This window comes from Erwinia sp. MYb416, assembly GCF_037479575.1.
GTDB lineage: Bacteria > Pseudomonadota > Gammaproteobacteria > Enterobacterales > Enterobacteriaceae > Erwinia > Erwinia rhapontici.
The window spans coordinates 286972-309222 of record NZ_JBBGYT010000439.1; the positions used below are offsets into that span (position 1 = coordinate 286972).

General features: G+C 54.5%; 21 protein-coding genes. 12 read left to right on the forward strand and 9 right to left on the reverse strand.

Annotated features, from left to right (window positions below; genetic code table 11):
- Window positions 1-89 precede the first annotated feature (89 nt).
- Genes WH277_RS20155 through WH277_RS20165 form a run of 3 tightly spaced genes read left to right on the forward strand, consistent with a single transcriptional unit; the run spans window position 90 to window position 2893 of the window.
- Window positions 90-1487: an amidohydrolase family protein gene (locus tag WH277_RS20155; protein ID WP_339506642.1), complete on the forward strand. Its 1398-nt coding sequence runs from the start codon at window positions 90-92 to the stop codon at window positions 1485-1487.
- Window positions 1488-1501: 14 nt separating this feature from the next.
- Window positions 1502-1975, forward strand: coding sequence for a DMT family transporter (locus WH277_RS20160; protein ID WP_167863682.1), 474 nt, complete (start codon window positions 1502-1504; stop codon window positions 1973-1975).
- 57 nt (window positions 1976-2032) lie between these two features.
- The gene (locus WH277_RS20165; protein WP_339506644.1) at window positions 2033-2893 is read left to right on the forward strand and encodes an SMP-30/gluconolactonase/LRE family protein; all 861 of its coding nucleotides are present in this window, start codon (window positions 2033-2035) and stop codon (window positions 2891-2893) included.
- Window positions 2894-3150: 257 nt separating this feature from the next.
- Here WH277_RS20165 and WH277_RS20170 read toward each other — a convergent pair whose 3' ends face one another.
- Complete coding sequence (locus WH277_RS20170; protein ID WP_339507049.1) at window positions 3151-3360, reverse strand: DUF6434 domain-containing protein; 210 nt, start codon at window positions 3358-3360, stop codon at window positions 3151-3153.
- Between the two features lie 122 nt (window positions 3361-3482).
- Window positions 3483-4445, reverse strand: a complete 963-nt coding sequence (locus WH277_RS20175) for a Gfo/Idh/MocA family protein (RefSeq protein ID WP_133841609.1) — start codon at window positions 4443-4445, stop codon at window positions 3483-3485.
- A 279-nt stretch (window positions 4446-4724) separates the two neighbouring features.
- Between WH277_RS20175 and WH277_RS20180 the strand changes: the two genes are divergently transcribed.
- Both WH277_RS20180 and WH277_RS20185 read left to right on the forward strand, forming a co-directional pair.
- A complete protein-coding gene (locus WH277_RS20180) occupies window positions 4725-5819 on the forward strand; it encodes an SgrR family transcriptional regulator (protein WP_339506646.1) in 1095 nt (364 codons plus the stop codon).
- Window positions 5789-6457 (forward strand): hypothetical protein, encoded by a 669-nt coding sequence (locus WH277_RS20185; protein ID WP_339506648.1) that lies wholly within the window; start codon window positions 5789-5791, stop codon window positions 6455-6457. Before WH277_RS20180 ends, WH277_RS20185 begins: the two co-directional genes overlap by 31 nt.
- A gap of 328 nt (window positions 6458-6785) precedes the next feature.
- Here the strand turns inward: WH277_RS20185 and WH277_RS20190 are convergent, their stop codons facing one another.
- Window positions 6786-7220, reverse strand: a complete 435-nt coding sequence (locus WH277_RS20190; RefSeq protein ID WP_339506650.1) for a putative T6SS immunity periplasmic lipoprotein — start codon at window positions 7218-7220, stop codon at window positions 6786-6788.
- 163 nt (window positions 7221-7383) lie between these two features.
- Here WH277_RS20190 and WH277_RS20195 point away from each other — a divergent pair, with 163 nt between their 5' ends.
- Window positions 7384-8889: a hypothetical protein gene (locus tag WH277_RS20195; RefSeq protein WP_339506652.1), complete on the forward strand. Its 1506-nt coding sequence runs from the start codon at window positions 7384-7386 to the stop codon at window positions 8887-8889.
- 20 nt (window positions 8890-8909) lie between these two features.
- Complete coding sequence (locus WH277_RS20200; RefSeq protein WP_171149165.1) at window positions 8910-9518, forward strand: glutathione S-transferase; 609 nt, start codon at window positions 8910-8912, stop codon at window positions 9516-9518.
- A 60-nt stretch (window positions 9519-9578) separates the two neighbouring features.
- Here WH277_RS20200 and WH277_RS20205 read toward each other — a convergent pair whose 3' ends face one another.
- From WH277_RS20205 to WH277_RS20230, 6 genes are read right to left on the reverse strand one after another with little or no spacing between them, the layout of a single operon-like run.
- Window positions 9579-10442, reverse strand: coding sequence for a ribokinase (locus tag WH277_RS20205; protein ID WP_339506655.1), 864 nt, complete (start codon window positions 10440-10442; stop codon window positions 9579-9581).
- A 1-nt stretch (window position 10443) separates the two neighbouring features.
- Complete coding sequence (locus tag WH277_RS20210; RefSeq protein WP_133841603.1) at window positions 10444-11301, reverse strand: MurR/RpiR family transcriptional regulator; 858 nt, start codon at window positions 11299-11301, stop codon at window positions 10444-10446.
- Window positions 11301-12272 carry an ABC transporter permease gene (locus WH277_RS20215; RefSeq protein ID WP_339506657.1) on the reverse strand — a complete coding sequence of 324 codons (972 nt, stop codon included), beginning with the start codon at window positions 12270-12272 and terminating at the stop codon, window positions 11301-11303. The genes WH277_RS20210 and WH277_RS20215 overlap by 1 nt, the downstream gene beginning before the upstream one ends.
- Window positions 12273-12293: 21 nt before the next feature.
- Window positions 12294-13787, reverse strand: coding sequence for a sugar ABC transporter ATP-binding protein (locus WH277_RS20220; RefSeq protein ID WP_133841601.1), 1494 nt, complete (start codon window positions 13785-13787; stop codon window positions 12294-12296).
- A 17-nt stretch (window positions 13788-13804) separates the two neighbouring features.
- Window positions 13805-14845: a sugar ABC transporter substrate-binding protein gene (locus WH277_RS20225; protein ID WP_133841600.1), complete on the reverse strand. Its 1041-nt coding sequence runs from the start codon at window positions 14843-14845 to the stop codon at window positions 13805-13807.
- A 47-nt stretch (window positions 14846-14892) separates the two neighbouring features.
- A complete protein-coding gene (locus WH277_RS20230; protein ID WP_133841599.1) occupies window positions 14893-15873 on the reverse strand; it encodes a TIM barrel protein in 981 nt (326 codons plus the stop codon).
- 319 nt (window positions 15874-16192) lie between these two features.
- On the opposite strand from WH277_RS20230, the gene WH277_RS20235 reads away from it, so the two are divergent.
- From WH277_RS20235 to WH277_RS20255, 5 genes are all read left to right on the forward strand, one after another.
- Complete coding sequence (locus WH277_RS20235) at window positions 16193-17278, forward strand: aldose 1-epimerase family protein (RefSeq protein ID WP_339506659.1); 1086 nt, start codon at window positions 16193-16195, stop codon at window positions 17276-17278.
- A 272-nt stretch (window positions 17279-17550) separates the two neighbouring features.
- Window positions 17551-18534, forward strand: a complete 984-nt coding sequence (locus WH277_RS20240) for a substrate-binding domain-containing protein (protein ID WP_234472508.1) — start codon at window positions 17551-17553, stop codon at window positions 18532-18534.
- 88 nt (window positions 18535-18622) lie between these two features.
- Complete coding sequence (locus WH277_RS20245; RefSeq protein WP_339506662.1) at window positions 18623-20107, forward strand: sugar ABC transporter ATP-binding protein; 1485 nt, start codon at window positions 18623-18625, stop codon at window positions 20105-20107.
- A complete protein-coding gene (locus tag WH277_RS20250; protein WP_167863670.1) occupies window positions 20100-21101 on the forward strand; it encodes an ABC transporter permease in 1002 nt (333 codons plus the stop codon). Before WH277_RS20245 ends, WH277_RS20250 begins: the two co-directional genes overlap by 8 nt.
- On the forward strand, window positions 21098-22138 hold the full coding sequence (locus WH277_RS20255; protein ID WP_339506664.1) for an ABC transporter permease: 1041 nt from the start codon (window positions 21098-21100) through the stop codon (window positions 22136-22138). The genes WH277_RS20250 and WH277_RS20255 overlap by 4 nt, the downstream gene beginning before the upstream one ends.
- Window positions 22139-22251 lie beyond the last annotated feature (113 nt).

Below are 22251 nucleotides of genomic sequence, written 5' to 3' on the forward strand. Positions count from 1 at the left end.
TTATGAATTATGAAAACGGTTTAAGCATCTTTTTCAGGATAATGGCGTGGAGTATCGTTTCCTCATTAATCAGGAAAGAGGCAGGTTTAATGACCGACTACATCCGAAATATTGTTAACAATCAGAATGTCACTTCACGGGCTACGTTGATTCGTGGCGCAACGATACTGAGCATGGACGAGAACGTCGGTAACATTGAGCGCGGCGATATTCTCATCAACGGCTCAACGATTACCGCCGTCGGCCAGAACCTTGATTTGCCGGGTGCACATGTCATTGATGCCAGCAACATGATCGCCATGCCGGGAATGGTCGATTCTCATCGCCATGCATGGGAAGGACAGCTACGCCGCATTAACCCTAACGCCACCTGCCTGGACGACTACAGCAACGCCACGCACTTCTCGTTCGCTAAATATTACCGGCCTGCCGATATCTATGTCGGTAACCTGCTGACGGCGTTGGGCGCTATTGACGCAGGTATCACTACGATGATCGATAACTCGCACAACAGCCGAACCGCAGCGCATTCCGATGCCGCCGTCGAGGCCCTGCTTGATACCGGCATTCGCGCTATTCATGCTTCCGGCGCACCGGTAGCCGGCGAATGGGATAAGGCGCACTGGCCGGGAAACTGGCAGCGTCTGCAGGATAAGTATTTCACCGACAATCCTGAAAGCCTGGTCTCTCTCGCGGTCATGGCCCAGCTGGAGCCAGAGTTGTGGGCCGAGGCCCGCAGGCTGGGACTGTCGATTGTCACTGAGTTCTTTGGCGCTGAGATGGGGGCCGAACTTGAGTCGCTGCATCAGCAGGGGCTGCTGGGTCCGGACAATATTTTCAATCACTGTACGGCGCTGCCTGACCGGGGATGGGAAATTCTGCGGGAAGCCGGTGTCCGGGTGAACGTCTGCCCGCGCTCAGATTCGCACTATGGCATCGAAAGCGGAATGTTCGCCATAGAGGCCGCGCAGCGTCATGGCATCAACCCTGGCCTGAGCGTTGATAATGAAACGTCATACAGCACTGACATGTTTATGGAGATGCGCGTGGCCTTTTACCTGCAGCGCGTGATGGGTATGCATCAGCAGCAGTGCTGCGACTCTGAACATGCGCTGAAAACGCTTCCGGCGGCGCAGCTCCTTAAAGCAGCGACCCTTGATGGCGCTGCCTGTGCAGGGCTGCAGGATAAAGTCGGCAGCCTGACGCCGGGCAAACAGGCAGACCTGGTGCTGATTAATGCCAGTGATCTCAATCTTTACCCATCGGGAAATGCCTTTGGCACGGTGGTTCATGCCGCCGAGCGCAGCAACATCGACACCGTCATGATCGGCGGACGCATCGTTAAACAGAACGGTAAAGTGCTGGGCGTAGACAGCGCGCGACTACGTGCGGCGATTGATGAGTCGCGTGAGCACCTTTTTGCAGCCTCTGGCTACCAGCCTGACATTTTTGCTGACACCTTCCTGCCGCTGATGCAGGCGGACTGACCAGGATGAAAAGCATGGGCATGATCTATTACGTAATCGCTTTTGCCGCAGGTCTTGGGATCACCCTGCAGACGACACTGAACAGCCAGCTGGCACGCGGACTGGGCGGCGACCCGGTCACCGCTGCCCTGTTTTCCTTTACGGCGGGTGCGTTCAGCCTGGCGATTTACGCGCTGTTGCGGGGTGGATTGATGACATCGCTGGCGGCAATACCATCCCAACCCGCCTGGAGTCTGGCGGGCGGAATGATAGGCGCATGTGCACTGTTCAGCTATGTGGTGCTCGCGCCTAAAATCGGGTTTTCAGCCCTGCTCGGGCTGGCGATTGTCGGACAGCTACTCTCGTCTCAGATGATTGACCATTTTGGCTTGCTGGGTGCCGTGCGACGGCCGGTTTCGTTACTTCGGCTGGGGGGAATGGTTGTCATGCTGATCGGACTTGCCGTCATGCTTTTTGGCGATCGGCTCTCTGCTCGTTTTCTGCAGTAACGGCGTTATCCACTTTTGCCATCGTGCATTACGACCTTTTATATCCGGAGGATTATCATGTTTTCAATTGCAGCTGAGGTCAGGAATACACTGGGAGAGTGCCCGCTGTGGTGTGAAAGAACCCGCAGGCTCTACTGGACTGACATCGAAGGCAGTGAGCTGCTCGCCTTAGGAGAAGACAATGACGCGGTTATGCGCTGGTCGCTACCAGAACGCCTTGGCTCCTTTGCTCTGAGCGGACAAAGCCACATTCTGCTGATGGGGCTCGCATCCAGGCTGGCTTTTTATGATCTCAATACCGGGTTACTTACCCAGGTGGCCACCTCACCGGGAGAATCAGGCACCCGCATAGGTGATGGACGGTGCGACCGTGCCGGTAATTTTGTCTTTGGGACAATGGATGACGGTTATCCCGTAAAAGTTATCGGCAAATTTCATCGACTTAATGCAGCAACACTGACTGTTGAGACGCTTGCACTGCCCGATGTCGCTATCCCGAACAGCCTGTGTTTCAGCCCCGATGGTGGCACGATCTACTACAGCGACTCAATGCAGGGCAAAATCTTCTGCTGCGATTACCCCTCACTGCAAAACCGGCGCGTGTTCACCGAAATCGAAGGCAACGGGGCGCCCGACGGCTCCTGCGTGGATGGCATGGGCTATCTATGGAATGCTGAATGGGGAGGGAGTCGTGTTGTCCGTTACCGTCCGGATGGAACCACAGACGCTATCCTGTCATCCAATGGAATTCAGAGCACCTGCCCGACACTGGCCGGTGAGGGTTTCACCCGCCTCTATTGCACCACGGCTTCTGTGGGTCTTTCTTCGCCATCAATTTATGATGGGGCCTTGCTGAAGGCTGAGTCCGAAGTGAATGCCGGCTTATCAGAAAGCCGGTTTGCAGCAAATACAGTGTAACGATTTGGATACTAGCAGCACTGTGAGAATTTGCGATCCAGCTGATTGTTCAGCGTGGGCTGACTGCCCATCACAGCTATAAAGGATGGAACCGTCGTCGCATTGTTTGTGTGGCGAAAGGAAGTCTGATTGACGTCCGTAAGGATGATCACTGAGTCGACAATACGGGGCTGACTTTCCTAGGAAAAATGGAAACATCCTACTATAAGCCTATTTCCAGGGCAGGCATGACAGGCAGCTTTGAGCGGGGAGCAGACCTACAATGACTGTCTGCGTTTCCACTCATCGACGACATCACCTAAAGTTTTTGGAACATCATTACGTATCCAGGCCATAAATTCTCGATTAAATCGAAAGTCGTCTCCACACTCCTTAATCATGAAACGACGGACGTTTTGAGTGTTTTTATAGTTTTTATCCACATTCGTAGCGCGTGTAAGCAATGAGCTATGCCAATCTATTTTCAATTTACCCCCCTGTAATGATTTTTTTTGCATTTGTTCTTACCCGGAATGGTCTGAATGTCGACTTCATCGGTTGAACTCACAACCGTGAAGCGGACGATGACGCAAAACAGAGATTTCACGGACTACTGTTCCTGCTCAGCCCAGCGCTGGTGAATCAATTCCAGCATGGAAATCGTATTGATGGTCATCTCAGGACTCATCACTGGACTGGTTATCGCATGCTTATTCAGGCAATCGTGGATATGCCGGACTTCATAGACAAGCTCGTGATCGCAGGGGAAATTTAACTCCTCTTTATCACCGCTGGCGTAATGGACGGTTGCCTTTCTGGCTTTCCAGTAATCGGCTATTTCAATGTAACCTTTCTCCCCATAGATAAACGCCTTGTTAATGGCATTAACCTGCTGGGAGATTTTGCTGACGATAAGGACACCGGCCTGGGTGGTGAGATTAATGACGCACTGCGCGTCAGTACCTGACGGCGAACGGATAGCTGCGCCCGCAATATACTCCGGCATTTCATCAAACAGACAGGTGAGCATCTGAATGGTATAGCTGGCGTTTCCGTACAGGCAGCCCCCGCCGGCTTCAGGCAGGCCCAGCCAGTTGTTATAGGTTGCCTCGCAGGAGCTGGTCATGTCGACGAGCCGTACCTGGCCGAGGTGGCCACTTTGCAGGATGTTTTTTATCGCTTCCATTACGGGAAGGAACACCACCTTCTGGGCTTCCATGATGAAGAGACCGCGCTCAGCGGCCAGTGCGAAGAGGTGCTCTGCTTCCTGCTTTTTCAGCACAAAAGGTTTTTCGCAAATGACATGCTTACCGTGTTCCAGCGCCATCAGACAGTTAGCGTAATGTTCGCTGTTAATGGTGGCGATATAAACGATATTAACGTCCTTATCGTCCATGAGCGCCTGATAAGATCCATATGCGCGTTCAATACCGAGCGCATCAGCTTTCTCCCTTGCCTTGTCCGCAGAGCGTGAGGCTATTGCCAGCACCGTACCGTCACCGCTGGCGCGGACCGCGTTGACAAAACGCGGGACAATTGAAGCCGTGCTCAGAATGCCATAGTTCTTTTTCATCAGTTCATCTTCTCCTGCTTTACTGCTGTTTAATTTTTACTGCCTGACTGAGTGCAATGCTGCGGTGCATTGCATCCGCAATGAGTTCAGCTTCAAGCCCATCCCGCGCGGTGGCGATGAAAGGTCTGTTGTTGATCAGGCAGTCCATAAAGTCGGTTATTCGTACCCTCAATTCCGACGCCGATAACAGCCACGCGACGCTCAGACATGCTGTTTTCCGACTGTACAGGTTACGAAGAGGATCGGACGCAGTATCTGCTTGCAGACGGGCAGGAATACATGAACAATTTAAAAAAAACTGTTCAGGTTTTTAATATGCGGATTGTTCACCGTTTGAAGCAGTATGAAAAACTTTATGCGCGCTTTCTCGCAGAGCCCTGCTACATCAATGCCGAGAAGCTGGCCACGGTGTTCAGCTGCAGCGAGAGGCACGTCCGGACGCTTATTAATCACTTCCGTGAAAGAGGCTGGATCAGATGGGAACCTTCTCCAGGTCGCGGTAATAAATCGCTTTTACAGTGTTTACACGCCCCGGCAGAGATAAAAAAAGACGTCATTCGTGAAATGCTTGAAGCCGGCATTTCACTAACGGCGCTGCGGCTGGCTTTTCCGAAGGAAGACCAGCTTAATGCGTTGCTGGCACCCTACGCCGGTGGCCAGTGGCAGGCCAGTAAGCCAGTGCTGCGTATTCCTTTTTACCGGGCGCTTTCAACGCTGCAGCCGCTCAGAATTACGGGGCGCACGGAAGAGCACTTCTGTCGCAATATTCACGCCGGCCTTACCCGGTTTGAAACCGGTAATGCCTTTCCCCAGCCGGATATGGCACATCACTGGTTCCATACGCGGATGGGACGCCAGTGGGATTTCATGCTGCACGCCGGGCTGCACTGGCATGACGGGAGAGCGGTGACAACAAAGCAAATCCTCACCCAGCTTCTGAAACTCCGGGCACATCCGGTCAGCGCATTCCACTTCAGGAATGTCACGTCCATAACGGCACCGCATGCCCTCTGTATCCGCTTTACGCTGAACGACGCGGACTTCTGGCTGCCTTACCGGCTGGCCACGTTGCAGTGCCTGTTGCCACATCCTGAGAACGCCGATGTGGGGGCCGGCCCCTTCAGGATGGATTTTTTTAACCAGCAATTTATCCGCCTGGAGAAGCACCGTTTTTATCATCTTCGCCATCCCTACATCGAGCAGATTGAATGCTGGGCAGACCCGTTGGGGCGGAGCCCTGCGGCAGAGAAGAGGGGGCTGGTATCTCACGTACTGATCGGGAAACCCCAGCAGCAGCTGCCAGCCATGCCGGTCGAAAAACAAAACAGCGCAGGCTTTGCTTCATGGCGGTTAATCTTAAAAGAAAGTGGCTGACAAGAGAGCAGGCGCAATGGCTTAAAGGATATGTTCACCGTTCTGGAATCATTGAGCGTCTGCCGGTTGAGGATGATCTGATAACGGAAACCAGCGCGCTGCTCCCAGGCTGGCCCGACTTTATGAACCCCGAGCGAGAGGCCCCACTTCCGACACGCCTGAAACTGCTTTACAGGAAACAGCCCGAGCTGGTTCTGATGGCTGAGCGGCTGGCGGAAGAACTCCGTTCCTGCGGATGTGAGTTGCTGATCAGGGAGGCCGGTCCGGGTACGGGGCATGCGCAGCTGGAAGACGCTGATATCCTGCTGGGTGACTGTCTGATTGGCGATGCGGCGGAAGCAACGCTCGAAATGTGGCTGCACCGGGATCCGTGCTGGCCGGCTTTTCTGACGCCACGTGATATGGAATGTGCGGAAGCCCGCCTGTGCGATGCCAGGGCTGAGCAGGAACCGGAATCGCGCAATGCCATTATCCGACAGCTCTTTTCATGGCTGATGCAGAGGGCATACCTGACACCGCTGTTCAATTACCGCTATCAGTTAAGTTCGGTCAGTCAGGTTAACAATATTCGCATGACGGCCTACGGCTGGTTCGACTTCTGTGAAGCATGGGTTTCTCCCGCAGAAGACAGCTCCTGACGGGAAAGGACGCGCCTGAATGGCAACTGCCCCGGAATGCCTGCATTTCTTAGCCTGTAAAAAACCGTTAAAATTCTTACGGAGGTAATTTTTGGTTTTCCGGGAAACACTGCGCTTATCTTTTCATCCCGGGTGATGAATCTTTCATGCCATCGGATAAGATTGCCCGCAACCATCTGCTGCGTGACCAGCCAGCAGTTCTGATAAGCCTCGCCTCACAACGAAGACTCTCTCCTGGATGATTTCAGTCTGCTACGACAGAGCTGGCTATCGTTAAGACACCTGAGTGGTTTCAGCATCAACGTCAACCCCCCTCTTATCCCGATCGCTAATCCTCAGAATCGTAAGTCGGCACTGTATACTCATCCGCAGTGAAGGGCTGCGGCACGCCCTTCACCATTCTGAATTCAGACACAATATCGCGGCGTTTCATCTTTTGCGTTGGTGAACGTAAAGCAATATCGACGCGTACCTCACCGGAGTCCGGGAATGAATAATAAGTCTCAGGGATACAGAACTGGCTGTCGTCAATCTTTATCGCAGGGTGCAACTTGTTGAATCCAGACCTCTCGGGCGCATTACGATCTCTGATCGAGAGGTAATAAGCGTAATAATCACCAGGTTTTTTAATCGGGAAACAAAATCCATCATCAGTCCTGGAAACCGGTGCCATTTCATCCGAGGGAATATAGTCGCCCATCAATCCGCAACTGGTGAGAAGTGAGCTAAAAAGAGTCAAAAGCAGCATTTTTCTGATTATCATGAAAACTCCCTGGGAATGATCCCTATTTATCCTGACCGCTGGTGTCGTTGATCCTCAGCGGATAGTAGTGGGAAAACGTATTGTCTGTCACGCCCCTCCCCGGCATACTGAAATCACACCCCCTTCACAGCAACAACCACCTAACCTCAGGGAAAGACAGGGAATGAAACCCACGCCAGGCGATATCTATTGTGTTTTTTATCCCAAGCTTCAGCAGTACGTAGCCTGCCAGATCACTGCGCTAAAAGAGGGCAACCTGGTCGCGGTGCTGGATCTCGACTGGTCAGGCGATGCCTTACCCGATGAGGCTGCGCTGGCCGCGATGCAGCCGCTGGTCTGTGATTTCTTTTTCTGGCGGGGCCGCTACGATCACACCTTTCTCTCCGACAGTGTCCCATCCCATTACACTCGGGTCGGGAATATTCCGCCTCTGGTGAATGAAGAGGTGAACAGCTACGGCGGCGGCTGGAATGTCGGCAGCAGCCTGTATCAGCAGCGCTGCTGGGATCGGATTGACGCGGAAAAGCGCGCACGTTTTAAAGCCGCGTCCCGCGAGCGTCAGGTCACCCTGCCCGGCGGCGTGCTGCCTGAGAATGCGACGAAAATCAGCGATAATTTCCTGCAGGGCATCACGGATTATGCTGAACTGGACCGGCTGCCTTGCCTCACCTCACTCGACACGACGGAGGGCAACGCCAGGCTGGCGGAGTACGTTAATCAGCATGCCTTTATCTATGAACTCCACTGGTCATCCTCCAGCGTGACAACGCTCGATCTCAGCGGCAGCAAGCTGCAACGCCTGATCGTTGACCCTACGGGGCTGGTATCCCTGTCGCTCAACGACAATCTTAAGCTGCTCTCTTTCACCCGCCCCCCGGCTGCGGAATTGCAAATCAACAGCCGCTATCTTGGCCGTGACCTGACCGTTCAGCACAGGCAAACGCTGGCTGAACTCCAGGGGCTGGAAGCGCTGGGCGGGTTGCATTTAACCGAGGTGGCAGACGTCGATATCGCGATAATTGCCGATCGTTACCCGACGTTAAACACCCTGCGCCTGTGGGGTAAGCCGGGCATGGTGAGCAATATGGACAGCCTGTCACGCCTCGCGGATTTGCAAATGTTCACCACCGTTGATCTGTTTGGCTTCGGCCCGGAGGCGTTTCCCTCGCCGCCGCAGTTACCGCATCTGTCGCTACTGTGGATGAACAGTTTGCCTGCTGACGCGGCGAGTGCCATTAAAAAAGCCTGGAAGAAAGCCGCGTTATCGGGTGTGGATCTGGCGATCAAACAGGCGCGTAAACCGGCATGGCTGGCAGAAAACCTGAATAACCCGTTCCGGGACTGGGATGGCCGTGAACATATCAGTGCCGCCAACGCGAAAAAGGCCGCCACGCTGTATAAAAAAATGCTGGCCTCGCTGCGCACTATTGATGCCTCCAGCGAAGCGGCCAGTGTTACCGCCCTCGCTGAAGCCATGGTGCGCAGTTACACCGAGGCGTTTAATGCCATGGATCGCCGCAGCAACATCATTGAAACGATAGAGCGTGAAGAAATTGGTGAGGTGCTTTATGGTCTGTTATCCCTGATTGAGCAGCAAACCGCAGGGGCGTCAGAACCGTTTGATAAAGACCCGATGATGAATTTGTTCGATGAGTTACGTGATTTTTAACCTGACGATGAGGAGTTGAAATGAAGCTGATCGGTATGCTGGATTCGCCGTATGTGCGGCGTGTAGCGGTTTCACTGGCGTATTACGGCGTGGTGTTTGAAAACCAGCAGCTGTCGGTTTTCAGCACGTTTGACGCGTTTGCCCAGCTTAATCCGGTGGTGAAAGCCCCCACGTTGATTCTCGACGATGGCACGCAGTTGATGGATTCGTCACTGATCCTCAGCTATTTCGAGGCACAGGCTGACGCACAACATCAGCTACTTCCCTCAGCACCTGCCGCGCTGGCAACCGATTTAGCGCTGCTGGGTGTGATCCTGGCTGCCAGTGAGAAAGCCGTGCAGCACGTCTATGAGCACAACCTGCGCCCGGCGGAGAAACAACATCAGCCCTGGACCGATCGTGTTACCGGGCAGTTGCTGGCGGCCTGTCGCAAGTGGGAAGCCGCGCTGAGCACCCGCTCCACAGCGCAGGAAAAACCCGACCAGGTGGCGATCACCAGCGCCGTCGTATGGAGCTTTATTCAGCTGATGATACCTGATGTGGTGAAAGCAGATGCGTTCAAGGCGATTGCCGCCTATGCAGAGAAGTGGGAAGCGCTGGACGCGTTCAGACAATACCCGCAGAAATGATGCCATCGTCGTGGTGGTGTTAAAACCAACAGCGAGCACTCATTCTGCGGGGCACTACCTTTACAACGCAGGGCGTGAGACGTGCTCGGCCGCCGCACGGTTAGCCTTGCTGACGGCAGTCGCCAGCGTCGCGCCCTGTAATAACGTGGTGCACAGCATGCCCATAAAACAGTCTCCTGCACCGTGGGTACTGACCAGCGTCACTTTCTCTGCCGGCAAGGACTGGCTGGCACCGCCTTTCTCGCAGAACGCCACGCCATGTTCGCCAGCGGTTACCACCACGGCTGGGAAGCTCTGCCCCAGGCTTTCGGCAGCAAGGCACGCCGCAGACAGATTCGGCACCGCAATCTGGCTCAGGTCGCGCGCTTCAACCGCGTTCACCACCAGCAGATCAACGCTTGCAAGCATCTGTTCGCTGACCTCGCGCGCCGGGGCAGCGTTATAGCACACCAGAATGCCGCGCTTCTTCGCTTCGGCAGCGGCCTGATGATTAACGGCGTCCGGCACTTCATTTTGCAGCAGCAACATACTCACCTGTTGCCACAAACGGTCATCGCTGAGGGCATTGGGAGCAATCAGGTTATTAGCGTTAGACACTACCACCGCGCCATAGTCGCCCTCTGCATCCTGAATCGCCACGCTCATCCCGGACGGCACACCCGCTTTCACCGCCACATCCGCCGTGTTCACGCCATGTTGCTGGAGATACGTCAGCAAAAACTGCCCTTGCGCATCATCCCCCACGGCCCCGGCAAAACGCACCTTCGCGCCTGCCAGCGCCGCCGACACGGCCTGATTACCGCCTTTGCCGCCAAATTTATAGGCACAACTGCTGCCAATCACCGTTTCACCTTTTTCCGGGCGATGGTGTGCCGCCAGCATAATGTCGTAATGGAGACTGCCGATGACTAAGATGTGACTCATATTAGTATTCTCTGAGATCCTGGACTGCCTGCTGGGTTTTCTTCAGGTTCTTCTCCGCCGTCTTCAGATCCTTCTGCGCTATCGCCACAAACAGTGCATCCAGAATATTTAACTGGGCAATGCGTGACGCGGCGTTTTCCCCCAACAAATGCGAGCCCTGAGAGGTTGAATTGAGCACCACATGCGCGCTGCGCGCAATGGGCGACTCGGCATAGTTCGTAATCGCAATCACTTTGGCTCCGTTACGTGCGGCCAGTTTTATCGGGTCATTCACCGCACGCGTGGCGCCGGAATGACTGATGGCGATCACTACGTCGTCATCCGATAACACTGCCGCTGACATCAGCATAATATGCGCATCATCGTACACTGTGGTTTTAATCCCAATCTTCAACATCTTATGGGATAAATCCCGTGCAACGGCGGCAGAGCCGCCGACGGCATATAAATCGATATGTCGCGCCTTAAAAATAATATCAGCCGCCCGGTTGAATTCAGACACATCAAGAATAGAGCGTGTTTCTTCTATTGCCTGAATGGAGGTTCTGAAAACTTTTGCCAGTAATTGCTCCGACGAGTCATCCGCTTCAATTTCCGCATGCATCCCGGCGACTTCAGAATAGTTATAATAAATCAGACTACTTCTGAAATCTCTGAACCCCGAGAAGTTTAATTTCTTGGCTATTTTCACCACCATGGCTTCGGAAACATTATTTATCTGGGCAATTTCTTTAATCGATGTTTGCTCAGTTAAATCTGTTTTCGACGTAACGGAATCCACGACTTTCCTTTCCAGTGGCGTCAGGCTGGGTAAACGCATGCGTATTTGAGCGCCTATGGCTCGCGGGTCTTGCTTCATTACTTGCCTCGTGTCGCTCTGTCAATCAACATGGCTATGATAATAATAAGGCCTGTAGCAAGCAATTGATAAAACGCCTGAATATTGAGAAGCGTCAGACCGTTACGTAATGCACCGAGAATGACCGCCCCGATCAACGTACCGATAATACTGCCCTTTCCGCCCATCAGCGACGCCCCGCCAATGGCCGCAGCGGCAATCGCATCCAGTTCCCACAGGTTTCCGATGGTCGGTTCTGCGGCCCCCAGGCGGGCAATCAGGATCAGTGCAGCCAGCGAGGCCAGCACGCCAGAAATCACAAACACAGTCACTTTGGTGCGTTTAACGGGCACCCCGGCCACACGCGCCGCTTCTTCATTGCCGCCCACCGCCAGAATATATTCACCCAGCGGGGTTTTGTTCATCATCACCCACAGGAAAACGGCAATCACCACCACCACCACAATCGGCGTGGGCACGCCAAATACAGTACTGTTGATCAGATTACGGAACTCCATCGGAATCCCAAAGATCGGGTTGCCGTTGGTGAAGATCAGGGCTAAAGCACGGAACAGGGACAGCCCGCCCAGCGTCACGATAAACGGCTGTAATCCGGCATAGGCCACCAGCGTACCGCTGAACACACCGCACAGTGCACCAACGCCCAGCGTGGCCATCACCGCCAGCGGAACCGGCACCCCGGCCACCATCAGCGTGGCACCCAGTACGGCTGAAAGTGCCGCCGTCGGCCCCACGGAGAGGTCAATCCCGCCGGAAATAATCACCAGCGTCATACCAAGGGCAATAATGGCATTGATGGAAGACTGCTGAAGAATATTAAGCAGGTTAGGCAGCGTCCAGAATACCGGTGACAGCAGTGAAAACGTCACCACAATAATAAATAAACCAATCAGTGTTCCCGCATCGCGCAGATTAAATTTAAACAGCGCCGCTGACGGCACGTTAGGTTGCGTTTTATCTTGCGTCATCATCTTGATTACCTTCATTCGTTCTTAAGCCAGATCGTTAATCGCATAACGGGCGATGTTTTCTTCGGTGATAGCCTCACCGCTCAGTTCTCTGGTGATTTTCCCTTCACGCATAACCAGTACCCGATCCGAAATACGCATAATTTCTGGCATTTCAGAAGACACCACCACAATGGCTTTTCCCTGGCGGGCTAATTTTTCAATCAGATTATAAATTTCTGATTTGGCACCTATATCAATTCCCCGTGTTGGCTCATCAAAAAGAAACACTTTATTATCTGCGGCCACCCAGCGTCCGATAATCACTTTCTGCTGATTACCGCCGCTCAATGTGCCAATAGGCTTTTCAATATTCAGGGGGCGCAGGTTGAGGTCGGTCATCACCTCCAGCGCGACTTTATCGAGTTGACGCTGTCGCAATATTCCCGCGCGGGTAAATTTCATCATCGATGGCAGCGCCATATTCATTTTCACTGCGCGCTGCTTAATGATGCCCTCTTTTTTACGATCTTCCGGCACCAGACCGATGCCGGCCTTAATGGCGCTACTGACATTGAGATTTTTCACTGCCACACCGTCAACCAGCACACTGCCGCTGGTACGGGTATCAATCCCGGCAATCAGCTTCAGCAGTTCGGTTCGCCCTGCCCCGACCAACCCGGCAATCCCCAGCACTTCACCGGCATTTACGCTGAAGCTGGCAGGCTGAACCGCACGGTCGCGCCCCAGCCCCTCCACCCGCAGCACCTCTTTATCGGTGATATGCGACTGATGATGCACCTTCTCAATTTTGCGGCCGACCATCTTGGTAACAATGGTCTCTTCCGTTTCATCAGAGATGTTCACCACGCCGACCTGCCTGCCGTCACGCAGAATGGTGGCGCGGTCGCAAACCTTAAAAATCTCGTTCATCTTGTGTGAAACGTAAATCAGCGCCACGTTCATCGACTTCAAATCAGAAATCAGTTCGGCCAGCCGGTCAAACTCACGCGGTGTCAGGCTGGACGTCGGCTCATCCATCGCAATGATTTTGGCTTCATCCAGTAAGGCACGGGCGATCTCGACAATCTGCTGCTGCGATACCTTCAGATTCTTAATCGGCTCGTCCGGGTCGATGCTCGGATCAAGGCGGCGCAGAATGGCGATCGCCCGCTTACGCTGCGCCTTACGGTCAACAAAGCAGCCTTTGAAACGCGTCAGCGGCCTGCCGAGAAACATATTTTGGGCAACGGAGAGCTCAGGAACATGCTGCAACTCCTGGTGGATCATGGCAATCCCGGCCTGCCGCGCGGACAGTGGATTCTTCATCTGCACCACCACGCCGTTGACGCTGATCTCCCCGGAATCAGCGGAGCGCACGCCGGAGAGGATATTCAGCAGCGTGGATTTCCCCGCGCCGTTCTCACCGATTAATGCGTGAACTTCTCCGGGTCTGACGGAAAAATCCACACCCTGTAGAGCGGCCGCACTGCCGTAGGTTTTATTGATGCCGCGCATCGTCAGGCAAAACTGTTCCATACACCCTCCTGCCTTGATTACTGCTGAGCTAACAGCTGGCGCAGCTTGTCGTTATCTTTTGTCGAGAAGGCATCGGCATTATCTTTGGTGATCAGCGCCTGCGGAGTGGAGACCACGCGTGACAGCTTCTGACCATTAATCAGACGCAGCATCACTTCCATCGCCACTTCCCCCGTCAGAACCGGGAAGCTGTCGACGGTGCCGGTCAGCTCGCCGCGTTTGATAGAGGCATAGGCATCTGAAATCCCGTCGGTGCCAAACACCGCAGTCTGCGCCGATTTGCCCTGTGAACGCACGGCTTCCACCACGCCCAGCGCCATGCCGTCATTGTTAGCGTAGAAGCCAATCAGGTCCGGGTGCTGTTGCAGAATGGTTGAGGCTGCGTTGTAGGCATTTTCGCGGCTCCAGTTGGCCGGAACGCTGGCTACCAGGCTGAATTTGCTGTTTTTCGCGATGGTTTCACGGAATCCTTTGGTACGCTGCGCGGCGGCGTAAACCCCAGGCTGGCCTTCAATCACCGCCACTTTGCCGCCCTTCGGATAGTGCTGGATAAACCAGTTCGCCACGCGTACGCCGTTGTCTTTCTGCACGTTACCGACGTAGTTCGCCACGTTTGGCATCACGGCATCATTAACGTTGACCACCGGAATGCCTTTGCTTTTCGCCACTTCATAGGCGGGTTGCATGTTGGCGTCCGTTTGCGGGGATACCAGCAGGCCATTGAAGCCCTGAGAGATCAGGGTTTCCGCGATTGACAGTTGCCCCAGTTGATCGTCCTCGTTAGCGGCCGCCTGATACTCCACGGTGAAACCGTATTTCGCCGCGGCGGTTTTGTAGCCCTCACCCAGCGAACGCCAGTATTCGTTGGTCAGCGTTTTTGATACGCCGCCAATTTTCAGGGCTTTGTCCGGTGCCGGCAGTGGGCCGTACTTTGCCGTGAGCTGCGTCCAGTCGGTGCGGTCGGGTTCAGTATCCGACTGCAACGGCGGCAGATCAGCGGCATAAACGGTTGAGCAGAACAGCGTAGCGGTGAGTACAGAGAGCAAGTGTTTTTTCATAATCTATCCTGTTATTTTTATAGGGTTTAACACCCGGGGAGAGACGTTTATTGCGCCAGCATAATGTCGTTAACAATCTGCTGGGAGGTGACGGCATCCTGACGGCTGATGGCGTCCAGCAAAGCAGGATTATTGTCGAGCTTGTCGCACAGTTTCAGTAAACGGGTCACAGTGGCGATGTTGGTTTCGGCTTCACGTACCGGGTCAAGGCCGCTGGCATCCGGGAAGGTGTCGAAGTAATAGGCGCCGTTGTAGCCGTCACGCTTCATCTGCCAGAGGAACTCCAGCGTGGCACGCGGATTCACCGCAGCGACCATCAGGCCGTCATCGCGCTTGCCCCAGCCATCATTCAGGTCCAGGCCCAGCAGGCGGGAACGGCGGGCAACCATCGCGGCAGCGTAAGCCGGGATTTCATTGGCGTAGAGCACATGTGCGAAGTCGAGGGTAATCCCCAGGTTCGGGCAATCCGCTTCTTCCACCGCCAGCAGACAGGTGGTCACGTTTGGGAAAATGGCAAATGCACGCGGCTCATTGGGTTTGTATTCGATGCTGACATCCATATCCCCGGCGTATTCCGCCACTTCACGCACTGCGCTTACCGCATCTTCCCAGATTTTTTTGTAGTCAGCCTGGAAGCTGTAATCAAACCCGTCCTGCCCCATCCACAGCGTCATGATGCTGGCACCAAATTCACGACCGGCATCAATGCCGCGTTTGGTCAGCTCAATCGCCTGGCGGCGGATTTTGGCATCCGGGTTGGTGTAAGCACCGATTTTGAATTCCGGTGCATCCCAGCGCATCTGCATGCCGTTTACCGCCAGGCCGACATCTTCAATTTTCTGACGCATGGTTTTCACGTCGTCGGTGATGTGCTGAGGGTAGTTCAGATCCAGATGGGTCAGGCCTTTCGCTGTGGCAGCGCGCTCGATCATTTGCAGCACGGAAGGCTTGCCTTTCAGTTCAGGCCAGTAGCGAAAAGCGCCGGAAGCAAAGGAGTTAAGGCGTGTGGCAAATTTAAGTTCTGACATAGTTGATGTCCCTGGTCGTTGGCTCGTAAATTACTTTACAACTTCACATTTATTTGTGAATAAGTGCACTTCTATCATTAACGATAATTTGCCGCAACACAGCGTGCGGTTTTAATCAGCAATTTGAGACGCAATTCACGAAATTTTGACTGGCGCGGCAGGGAGAACAAAAAAGTCTCGCAACTGTGTGACAGGTCGCATTTTGCGCAATTAACACAGAGTGAGCGGCCCCCTTCCCGTTGTGTGATGCAAACGAAAGATTTACTGTTCAGTTAATGACAGTAAATTATCAGCGCACCCGCACAGGATGGAGACGTCAATGCAGCAATCCAAAATCACCCTCAGGAAATCCTTTTTCAGCACCACTCCGGTGGACATCGTCAGCACCGATGGCTGCCGTGCCGAACTGTTCACCTTCCCTTCCGCTATTGAAGCCGTGCGCCTCAGCAACCGGCGCGGGCACCTGATTATCCTGCCCTGGTACGGGCAGATGATCTGGCAGGCGGTGTTCGATGGCGTCGACCTCACGATGGAGAGTCGCTTTCGCGAGCCACGCCCGGCAACGGATGTCGTTGGCACCTACGGGTGTTTTATGTATCACTCAGGCCTGCTCCGTAACGGCAACCCCGGCGAGCATGACAGCCACGCCCTGCACGGCGAGATGCCGCTGGCCCCGATGGATAGCGCCAGTATTGAAACCGGCGAAGATCAAGACGGCCCGTGGATGGCGCTGGCCGGTGAGCGTGAATACCTGATGGGCTTTGGCGACCACTATATGGCACGTCCGCGTGTGGTGATCCGGCCTGACGATGCCACCTTTGGGATTCATATGGCGGTGGAAAATCTCGGTCAGGATACGATGGATTTGATGTACATGTGCCACGCCAACTTTGCCTTTGTTGAAGGAGGCCAGATCGTGCAACCCACCGGATTCAGTCGTGAGGATCTGGTGGTGCGCACCTCGGTGCCCGCCATCGTCAAGTCTGATGACAACTACCTTCAGCAGTTAGCAAAAATGCAGGAAGACCCCTCTGAGACAGCGGTGATCAGCACGGCTCTCGGCGTGGACCCTGAGCTGGTTTTTTATCTGAAAAACCTGAAGACAGCGCAGGACGGAAAGGTGCACGTAATGCTGCGCAGACCAGCAGGTGATGCATTCACCGTGAGTTACTCCCCGGATGAATTCTCGCATCTGGTGCGCTGGATTCTGGCTAACAACAAGCAAAAAGTGTGCGCCTTTGCCATGCCGGCCACCTGCGGCGTTGAAGGTCACTTCGCAGAACAACAGCAGGGTAATGTCCGATCGCTGGCCGGGGGTGAGCACGCCCGTTTCCACGTACAGCTGGGCTATCTGAATGTCGCTGAGGCGAAGATGAAAGACGCGATCATCCGCACTTCGCGTTAGCGTTTTTGCCGAAATTGCAAAACGGAGGTGTGAGCTGAATCAAATAAGGACACTTTGGTAGAGCAATAAATTTACTTTGAAAGTTTTTTCAGTAAAGTCGATGTCGTCAGACGGACATTTAATGCGGTTTGTTCCTGGCACAAAGAGAAGACGTGTTCGTTTTTGCCCTACACGCTAACGACGCGCACAACTCGTCCTGAAAGGTTAATTTTTGCCGATATCAACAATAAATAAGTGGGTTAAAAATGAATCGTCGCATCCTTGTTAAATTAATGAGTTTATCTGTCCTGATATCCATGACCGCAGGGATTGGCTGGTCAGGCATCGCTGCCGCTGCCGAGACAAAAACCATGGTTACCGTCGTGAAGACCGTGGGCGTTCCGTGGTTCAACATCCTCAACCAGGGGCTGGAGGAAGGCGGCAAACAGTTCAACCTCAAAACCTCCATGGTCGGCCCGACCCGTGCCGACCCGGCACAGCAGGTCAAACTGATTGAGGACCTGATCGCCAAGAAAGTGGACGTAATAGGGCTGGTCCCGCTGGATACGAAAGTGACCGCGCAGGTGGTAAAACGCGCACGAGATGCCGGGATCATGGTGATCACCCAGGAAGGGCCAAACCAGCCGGGGAAAACCTGGGATGTGGAGCTGATGAGCGCCCAGGCCTATGGTGAAGCACAGATGAAAGCGCTGGCACGTGAAATGGGTGAAAAAGGGGATTATGTCGTGCTGGTCGGCACGCTGACCACCACCGGCCATAACCAGTGGGCTGATGCCGCCATCGCTTATCAGAAAGCGCACTACCCTGATATGCGTCTGGCCGCCGACCGTTTCCCGGGGGCTGACTTTATCGATGAGTCTGAGCGCGTCACCCAGGATATTTTGAAAGCCTATCCTAAAGTCACCGGCATTATGTCGATGGGGTCCAACGGGCCGATCGGTGCAGGTAACGTGCTGAAAAAACGCCATTTAGAGAAGAAAATCGCGCTGGTGGGAACCACTATCCCTTCCCAGGCACGGGCCTACATTCTGTCGGGCGTGATCCGCGAAGGCTTCCTCTGGAACCCGAAAGAAGCCGGGCTGGCGATGACATCCGTGGCACGACTGGCGCTGGATAATACAAAATTTGAAACCGGTATGACTATCCCGGGCCTGGGTAAAGCCACGGTCGATACCGAAAACAACGTGGTGATGGTGGATCGAATTCTGATGATCACCAAAGATAACATCGCGGACCTGATCAAGCTCGGACTCTAAAACACACCGTTAATTATTGACAGGCATCGGGCGCCAGGGCCCCCTTTGCCGATTCCTTGTACCCTAAATTAATGAAAGGGGTAGCCTGATGTCCGTTTTTTTACAGCTGAATGGAATATCAAAAATATTTGGCGGGGTTCATGCCCTGTCGAACGTCAATCTCACGCTAGAAAAAGGCGAGGTACACTGCCTGTGCGGGCAGAATGGCTGCGGTAAATCCACGCTCATTAAAATCATGTCCGGGGTGCATCAACCTGAACCCGGCGGGCACATTACCATTGCCGGGGATCGCATCAGTCACCTGACGCCGGTAGAAAGCACCCGCCTTGGCGTTCAGGTGATTTATCAGGATCTGTCACTGTTTCCCAACCTGACCGTGGCCGAGAACATTGCCATTGGTCTGCACGCGGGGGGCCTGCGCCAGGTGAACTGGAAACAGGTTCATCAGCTCGCCCGCGATGCCATGCAGCGCATCGGCGTTTCGCTGCCACTCGGCGACAAAGTGGCCGATATTTCTATCGCGCAACGCCAGCTGGTCGCTATCTGCCGGGCAATGGCTGCCGATGCGCGGCTGGTGATTATGGATGAACCCACCTCCTCGCTGACGCGTCACGAAGTGGATGCCCTGCTGAAGCTGACACTGCAACTGAAAGAACGCGGTATCACCATCGTTTTCGTCAGTCACCGTCTGGATGAAGTGCTGGAAATTGCCGACCGGGTTACCGTGATGCGCGATGGCAAAATGCTCGGCACTTATGATGCCAGAGACATGTCCGACCGCAAGCTGGCCACCCTGATGACCGGTAAAGAGTTCAGCTACCAGTGTGCTGCCAAAGATCGCCCGGAAACCGACACCGTGCTGGAGGTTCGCGGGCTGTCTCGCAAAGATGAATATCACGACATTACCCTTGATGTCCGCCGGGGCGAAATCCTTGGTCTGACCGGGTTACTCGGCTCCGGGCGCACTGAGCTGGCGCTGTCGCTGTTTGGCCTCACCCGCCCTGAACAGGGTGAGATTATCGTGAATGGTGAAGTCGCAGTAATGCGATCCAACAGGGATGCCATTCAACGCGGCATCGCTTATCTGTCAGAAGATCGCCTGGCACTCGGGCTGGTGCTGGAACAGTCCATCAGCACCAATATCACCCTGTCGGTGATTGAAAAACTGGTCAACAAAATCGGTTTTATTCGTGATGATCTCTATGCAGACACCGTGCGTCACGGCATCGACGCCCTGACCATCAAAGCAGGCAATCCTGAGAACAAAGTGAAAACGCTTTCCGGCGGAAACCAGCAGCGCGTGGTGCTCGCCAAATGGCTGGCGACAAATCCCAGCCTGCTGATCCTCGACAGCCCGACCGTCGGCGTGGACATCCACGCCAAAGACGGAATTTACGCCGTAATCAGAAACCTTGCCGCACAGGGCATTGCCATCATCATGATTTCGGATGAAATCCCGGAAATTTACTATCACAGCGATCGCGTGCTGGTAATGCGTGCCGGGCGGCTTAACGGCGAATATATTCCAGGTCGCTGCTCGGAAGAAGAATTGAAGGAGGCGGTCAATGCGTGATTTTTTCCAGCGTTTCATCCATACCCACGAGTGCCGGTTGCTGATTGTTATCACGCTGATGGTGATCTTCCTCACCCTGTTCACCCCGGAGTTTGCCTCGCTGCAAAATCTGGTGGATGTCCTTGGGGCAACGTCATTTATCGGTATCCTCGCCGTCGGCCTGCTGGTGGTGATCATCACGGGAGGCATTGATATCTCCTTTGCGGCCACGGCCTCGATTACTCAGTTTGCCGCACTGACGGTGGCCAACCACTACGGCATCGGCTGGGTGGGGGTTTTCGCCATCGCTGTCGGGCTCGGGGTCGCACTTGGGCTGATTAACGGCCTGCTGGTGAATTCGCTCAGAACCTCGGCGCTGATTATCACCATCGCCACGCTGAACGTGTTCTTTGGCATTTTACTGACCGTCACCGGCGGTGCTGACATCTTCGCCCTGCCGGACTGGTTTACGGCGGGCTTTGAATTTGTTTTTCATACCGATGCTGACGGCATTCCTTACGCCGTGAACTTCCAGATTATCGCCATGTTCCTGGCCTTCCTGCTGACGTGGCTGCTGCTTAACCGCAGCAATGTAGGCCGTCAAATCTACGCCATGGGCGGCAATCCTGATGCGGCGCAGCGCGTGGGGTTTAACGTTTACCGATTGAATATGCTGGTCTACGGCTATATGGGGGCGCTGGCAGGTATTGCATCACTGGTGCAGGCGCAGCTGGTGCAATCCGTATCGCCTACCGCGCTGGTCGGGCGCGAACTGGATGTGGTGGCGGCCGTGGTCATTGGCGGTGCCAGTCTGACCGGCGGTTCCGGTACGGTGCTGGGTACCGTACTCGGGCTGGCGCTGATCGCGATTCTGCAAAATGGGCTAATCCTGCTCGGCGTGTCGTCGTACTGGTCGCTGTTCAGTACCGGTCTGGTGATCATCACCGCGATGATCATGATGGCGAGAGAAACGCGCAAACGTCACAAGCAGGCAGAACCCGGAGTGGCATCATGAAAAATCATAACAACGGCCTGTTAGATAACCTGCATCACCGCGTGGGGGCGACCAATGCCCGCCTGCTGGTGATGCTGGCCCTGATGGTCATCGGCCTTGGCCTGCTGGAAGGCAACAAACTGTTTGGCATCGCCGGGCTGCAGTCGATGGGCTTTCAGCTCCCCGAGCTGGGATTCCTGGCGCTGGCTATGATGATCCCGATGCTGTCTGGCGGTATCGACCTGTCGATTATCGCCACGGCTAACCTGTGCGCGCTGACGGTGGCCTATATGCTGGCCGCTCTGATCCCTGAAACTCAGGGTGTGGCCTGGGGCATGGTCCAGTTTGCGGCGATCGGTGCCGGGCTGGTGGTCGCCGCGCTGGTAGGTTTGCTCAACGGCATACTGGTGGCGTACGTGCGAGTGCCACCGATGCTGGCCACCCTCGGCACCATGACCGCGGCAAAAGGGCTGGCGATTGGTATCAGCCATGGCAATGTGATTTCCGGTTTCCCTGAGCCGATTGTCTTTATCGGTAATGGCACGCTGCTCGGCATTCCTGTGGCGCTGCTTATCTTTGCCGCCGTCATCGTCCCGTTAAGCATATTCGTCAATAAAACCCCGCTGGGTAATGCTATTGCGATGATAGGTTCCAACGAGCGGGCAGCACAGTATTCCGGCATCAATACACGACGCAGTCTGGTCTGGGTCTATCTGATCGCTTCCCTGTTAGCCGGTATCGCAGGGATCATCATGATGGCACGCTTCGATTCGGCTAATGCGGCCTATGGTGAAAGCTACCTGCTGGTGGCGATCCTCGCAGTGGTGCTGGGTGGTGTAGATCCCTTAGGGGGATTTGGCAGAGTGAGCGGCGTGATCCTGTCGCTGCTGATCCTGCAACTGATGTCGACAGCATCCATACTGCTCGATCTCAGCCAGTTTATTACGCTGGCGCTGTGGGGGGCGATCCTGCTGCTGGCCTCCGGCGGTCTGGTGCTGAAAGAGTGGATGTCTGAACGCGCGAAAGCGAAGACGGCGACACGGGCTTATAAGGTCTGACGCCCCCTCATGGACGTACAGATGACCCACATTGATCGTCACCCGATCAATGTGGGAAATCATTACATTAGCCCCACTCTATGGGTCATGATATGTTTACGCGTTAACACACT

Coding starts and splice junctions, on each gene's coding strand:
- WH277_RS20175 (WP_133841609.1), bottom strand. CDS start 4,445: ATGAAAAAGAACTATGGCATTCTGAGCACGGCTTCAATTGTCCCGCGT.
- WH277_RS20190 (WP_339506650.1), bottom strand. CDS start 7,220: ATGATAATCAGAAAAATGCTGCTTTTGACTCTTTTTAGCTCACTTCTC.
- WH277_RS20160 (WP_167863682.1), top strand. CDS start 1,502: ATGGGCATGATCTATTACGTAATCGCTTTTGCCGCAGGTCTTGGGATC.
- WH277_RS20210 (WP_133841603.1), bottom strand. CDS start 11,301: ATGAAGCAAGACCCGCGAGCCATAGGCGCTCAAATACGCATGCGTTTA.
- WH277_RS20180 (WP_339506646.1), top strand. CDS start 4,725: ATGAACAATTTAAAAAAAACTGTTCAGGTTTTTAATATGCGGATTGTT.
- WH277_RS20235 (WP_339506659.1), top strand. CDS start 16,193: ATGCAGCAATCCAAAATCACCCTCAGGAAATCCTTTTTCAGCACCACT.
- WH277_RS20195 (WP_339506652.1), top strand. CDS start 7,384: ATGAAACCCACGCCAGGCGATATCTATTGTGTTTTTTATCCCAAGCTT.
- WH277_RS20185 (WP_339506648.1), top strand. CDS start 5,789: ATGGCGGTTAATCTTAAAAGAAAGTGGCTGACAAGAGAGCAGGCGCAA.
- WH277_RS20255 (WP_339506664.1), top strand. CDS start 21,098: ATGAAAAATCATAACAACGGCCTGTTAGATAACCTGCATCACCGCGTG.
- WH277_RS20220 (WP_133841601.1), bottom strand. CDS start 13,787: ATGGAACAGTTTTGCCTGACGATGCGCGGCATCAATAAAACCTACGGC.
- WH277_RS20250 (WP_167863670.1), top strand. CDS start 20,100: ATGCGTGATTTTTTCCAGCGTTTCATCCATACCCACGAGTGCCGGTTG.
- WH277_RS20200 (WP_171149165.1), top strand. CDS start 8,910: ATGAAGCTGATCGGTATGCTGGATTCGCCGTATGTGCGGCGTGTAGCG.
- WH277_RS20155 (WP_339506642.1), top strand. CDS start 90: ATGACCGACTACATCCGAAATATTGTTAACAATCAGAATGTCACTTCA.
- WH277_RS20205 (WP_339506655.1), bottom strand. CDS start 10,442: ATGAGTCACATCTTAGTCATCGGCAGTCTCCATTACGACATTATGCTG.
- WH277_RS20225 (WP_133841600.1), bottom strand. CDS start 14,845: ATGAAAAAACACTTGCTCTCTGTACTCACCGCTACGCTGTTCTGCTCA.
- WH277_RS20240 (WP_234472508.1), top strand. CDS start 17,551: ATGAGTTTATCTGTCCTGATATCCATGACCGCAGGGATTGGCTGGTCA.
- WH277_RS20245 (WP_339506662.1), top strand. CDS start 18,623: ATGTCCGTTTTTTTACAGCTGAATGGAATATCAAAAATATTTGGCGGG.
- WH277_RS20230 (WP_133841599.1), bottom strand. CDS start 15,873: ATGTCAGAACTTAAATTTGCCACACGCCTTAACTCCTTTGCTTCCGGC.
- WH277_RS20165 (WP_339506644.1), top strand. CDS start 2,033: ATGTTTTCAATTGCAGCTGAGGTCAGGAATACACTGGGAGAGTGCCCG.
- WH277_RS20215 (WP_339506657.1), bottom strand. CDS start 12,272: ATGATGACGCAAGATAAAACGCAACCTAACGTGCCGTCAGCGGCGCTG.